Raw genomic sequence first — 4,518 nt, 5'->3', positions numbered from 1 at the left:
AATGCTTTCTCTAAGAAGCTTTCGAGACTTGCCACCTTAAGTGACCCGTACCGCGACGCTGGTGGCGTCGCTGATATCGATCGCCGCGTTTGTGGGGACTTTCGGGGACTACGCCCAAGCTTACGCCCCGTTTATGGCGTTGGGAATCGCGTTTGTGTTGTCTCCTATTCTGGCGATCGCCACTGGAGGAAAATATTACATCGCCCGCGAAAACCCCTACGCCAATCCCAACTTTCATCTCAACTTTAATCCCAACTTTCACTTCAACAGCCAGAGGGACACCAGCCCAACGCAGATCCAAATACACGACTTTCAACCCCAAACCGTACAGACCTTAGACGGTCGCGACTTGATGACTTGTTGTATTTGCGAACAGTCTTACGAACCGGCGGATATGGCCTATTGTCCAGTATACGGCGGTTCCATTTGTTCGCTGTGTTGTAGCCTCGATTCGCGATGTCACGATCGCTGCAAACCGGAACTGGATTTCATTAAAAATCCCTTGTTCGAGAAATTACAAGCGGCGTTTCGCGAAAAAATTTCCCCTCATCTCGATGCTAAGTTAATTCGGTTTCTCGGAAGTTTTGCGTTAGTGGTAGGAGTGACCGTCGCGATATTTCTGTTGGTGTACTTTTTCAGCATCACCAGTGTTCGCGAACAGTTTCCCCACCAGTCCGTCGAACTGTCCGAGGTTTTATTCGCGGCGTTTGTGGAACTTTACGCCCCGTTACTGGTGATTTTAGGGATAGCCGCGTGGTGGTACGTTCTCAGCGAAGACAGTCGAGAATTGGCGGAGGACGAACTCGATAAGCAAAACCAACAGTTACAACGAGAAATTCTCGATCGAACCGCTGCTGAAGAAGCGTTACAACAACTTACCCACGACCTCGAGAATCGGGTAAAACAACGAACCTTCGAGTTATCGAGGGCGTTGAAAACCTTAAAAGAAACTCAATCGCAACTGGTTCAAACGGAAAAAATGTCCGGTTTGGGTCAATTGGTGGCGGGTGTTGCGCACGAAATTAACAACCCGGTCAACTTTATTTACGGGAATCTGGTTCACGCTGAAGAGTATATTCAGGATATTTTAGACTTGGTGGCGTTGTACGAGGAAAAATGTAACGCCAGCGACCCAGAAATTGAAGCGAAAATTGAAGAGATAGAATTTGAGTTTATTTCAGAAGACCTTCTCAAGCTGCTGAAATCGATGAAAGTCGGGTCGCAGCGGATTCGGGAAATTGTCTTGAGTTTGCGGAATTTCAGTCGCCTCGACGAATCGGATGTCAAACCTGTGGATTTACATGAGGGAATTGACAGTTCGTTGATGATTCTCGGAAATCGTTTGAAGGGAAAAGGCGATCGATCGGCGATCGAGGTGGTGAAGAATTACGGCGATTTACCTCCAGTTGAATGTTATGCGGGTTCGATTAACCAGGTGTTTATGAATATTTTGACGAACGCCGTCGATGCGTTAGAAGAGTTCCGAACCGCGAAGGAGAAGTCAGGGGAACCCTGTCAAATTCGCATCGAGACGCAAGCCAACGAAACGCACGTGAGGATTTGCATTGAGGATAACGGTTCGGGAATCCCCGAAACGGTCAAACCGAAAATTTTCGATCCGTTTTTTACGACGAAACCGATTGGGAAAGGGACGGGTTTAGGGATGTCGATTAGCTATCAAATTGTTACTGAAAAGCATGGGGGACAGTTAAGGTGCGATTCGGAGATCGATCGAGGGACGCGGTTTGTCATTGAGTTACCAATTTTTACCCAACGGACGAGCCATCGCTGATGTAAAGTCGAAGCGATCGAGATTTCGACAAATTCCTCAGTCATCTTTTAAATCGAGTATTTTAAATCGAGTAAGTTTTGGAGAAAATCAACCAATTGCTGGACTTCAGGGATTGACTCGACGATTTTTAGACTCAACCAATCGGTATCGGTAATCCTTACCGTATTGCTTTTTTCGGGTTTGAGAACCCTGACAATTGAAGCGATTAACGATAATCTCAGAAGACCCACTTTTGGGGTGGAACTCCTCCACCCCAAAACAGCCGATTACGACTCCTTCTTCTCCTTCGGTTTAAACGTCGAAGAAACGTAGAGTTCCTTCAACTGCTTCTTATCCACAGGCGAGGGCGCGTCGGTTAACAAACAGCGGGCTTGTTGCGTTTTCGGGAAGGCGATGACATCGCGAATCGACTCTTCTCCAGCTAACAACATCACCAGACGATCTAACCCATACGCAATTCCCGCGTGGGGCGGCGTTCCGTATTCAAAGGCTTCCATCAAGAACCCAAACTTCTCGTTGGCTTCTTCCTGAGACAAACCAATGGCTTCAAACACCTTTTCTTGAATTTCCCGCTGGTAAATCCGCAGGCTTCCGCCGCCGATTTCGTTTCCGTTCAACACCAAATCGTAAGCTAACGCCCGCGCCGTTTTGATGTCGTTCAAATCCTCGGGATTGGGTGCGGTGAAGGGGTGGTGTAAAGCTTCGAGACGCTTCTCATCAGCGTTCCACTCGAACATGGGGAAATCGGTAATCCACAGCAGGTTAATTTTACTGTCGTCTACCATGTTTAACTCGCGGGCGATGACTTGACGCAAGCGATCGAGGGTTTTGTTGACGGTTTCTGCATCTCCCGCCCCAAACAGCAGTAAATGTCCCGCTTCGGCGTGGGTTCGCGTTAATAACTCTTGGCGTTGTTCGTCGCTGAGGTTGTCTTTAATGGCGCCGATGGTATCGATTTCACCGCCTTCTTTAACGCGGATGTACGCCAACCCTTTCGCCCCGGCTTCTGCGGCTTCTTTAAACAAGTCGCCGCCGGTTTTGATGCGGACGTTGGAAATGAGTTTGCTGGCGTTGGGAATCGGTAAGGCTTTGACGATTCCGCCGGATTTGACCGCACCGGAAAAGACTTTGAAACCGGAATCTTTCATCAAATCCGATAAGTCCACCAGTTCCAAACCGTAACGGGTATCGGGGCGGTCAGTTCCGTAGCGATCGAACGCTTCTTGATAGGTCATCCGGGGAAACGGACGGGGAAGATCGATCCCTTTCACCGCCTTATAAATATGGGCGACGAGTTTTTCGTTCAGGTCGATGACTTCATCGTAGGACATGAAACTCATTTCCATGTCCAACTGCGTAAATTCCGGTTGTCGGTCGGCGCGAAGGTCTTCGTCGCGGAAACAACGGGCGATTTGATAGTAGCGATCGCACCCCGACACCATCAACAACTGTTTGAACAATTGCGGCGACTGGGGAAGTGCAAACCAGTCCCCCGGATTGACGCGACTCGGTACCAAATAATCCCGCGCCCCTTCTGGCGTCGATTTCGTCAAAATTGGCGTTTCGACTTCCAGAAATCCTTCTTCATCTTCCAAAAAACGGCGCATGGCTTTAATGGTTTCGTGACGAAGTTTGATATTGTTGGCCATGCGATCGCGCCGCAAGTCGAGATAGCGGTATTTCAACCGCAACTCTTCCCGCACGTTTTCCGCTTCGGCGGTACTCACTTGGAACGGAAGCTGTTTGCGAACGCTGTTGAGAAGTTCGATCGTCTCAGCGTAAACTTCCACCTCTCCCGTGGGGAGTTTGGGGTTGAGGGATTCTTCCGGACGTTCGTAAACCGTTCCCGTGACGCGGACGACGTACTCGTTGCGAAGGGCGTCCGCTTGTTTGTATGCTTCAGGGGTACGCTCGGGGTCGCCGACGATTTGAACGACGCCACTGCGATCGCGCAAATCCACAAAAATTACGCCCCCGTGATCGCGGCGACGATCGACCCAACCGCAGAATGTTACTGTTTTGCCGATGTGTTCTTTTCGGACAGTGCCGCAATAGTGGGTTCGCATAGTGGAAACAGTGGAGTTAACGCGCTAGGACAAAACTGGAAAACTTTACCATTATGCAGCATGGAGGCATCTGAGTGAAGCGGGGATTTTGAGGAGAGTGGTAGGGTGCGTGACTTGAAAAATCGGGTGTCGATCGCCAGACCGATCGATCGTCACGCACCGCCAACGTACACCGCTCATCAAAACTCCTGGGTCTGAAACCCCGCCCTTTCAGGGCGGCTTTACACAATAGATGCTACAATGTGAGCATGACGCAAAAAGCATTCCGATATCGTTTCTACCCAACTGCCGAACAGGAAGACCTGTTGCGGCGGACGCTGGGCTGTACCCGCCTTGTCTACAACCGTGCTTTGGCCGCAAGGACTGAAGGCTGGTATGAAAGGCAAGAACGGATTGGGTATAAAGAAACGTCGGCGTTGCTGACTGAGTGGAAAAAAGAGGATGAGCTTAGCTTCTTGAACGAAGTTAGCTGCGTCCCCTTGCAGCAAGGTTTGAGACACCTCCAAAAAGCGTTTGCCAATTTTTGGGCGGGTCGGGCTAAGTACCCGAACTTCAAAAAGAAGCGAAACGGCGGCAGTGCTGAATTTACTAAGTCCGCCTTTCGGTGGAAGGACGGAGAGCTTTTCCTTGCTAAATGCTCTGAAGCATTGCCGATTCGTT

General features: G+C 49.8%; 3 protein-coding genes. 2 read left to right on the top strand and 1 reads right to left on the bottom strand.

From position 1 onward, the window contains the following. Positions 1 to 40: 40 nt before the first annotated feature. A complete protein-coding gene (locus tag ACP5D4_RS21085) occupies positions 41 to 1,792 on the top strand; it encodes a sensor histidine kinase (protein ID WP_428013570.1) in 1,752 nt (583 codons plus the stop codon). A 266-nt stretch (positions 1,793 to 2,058) separates the two neighbouring features. On the opposite strand, the gene aspS is transcribed toward ACP5D4_RS21085, so the two are convergent. Further along, on the bottom strand, positions 2,059 to 3,858 hold the full coding sequence (gene aspS, locus ACP5D4_RS21080) for an aspartate--tRNA ligase (RefSeq protein ID WP_428013569.1): 1,800 nt from the start codon (positions 3,856 to 3,858) through the stop codon (positions 2,059 to 2,061). Positions 3,859 to 4,106: 248 nt separating this feature from the next. Between aspS and ACP5D4_RS21075 the strand changes: the two genes are divergently transcribed. Next, positions 4,107 to 4,518 (top strand): RNA-guided endonuclease InsQ/TnpB family protein (locus tag ACP5D4_RS21075; protein ID WP_428013568.1); only part of this gene is annotated, 412 nt, incomplete at its 3' end.

The sequence above is a fragment of the Baaleninema sp. genome (genome assembly GCF_049974805.1).
GTDB lineage: Bacteria > Cyanobacteriota > Cyanobacteriia > Cyanobacteriales > Geitlerinemataceae > Baaleninema.
The sequence above is the reverse complement of the archived record's forward strand: the minus strand, read 5'-3'. Positions and strand labels throughout refer to the sequence as shown.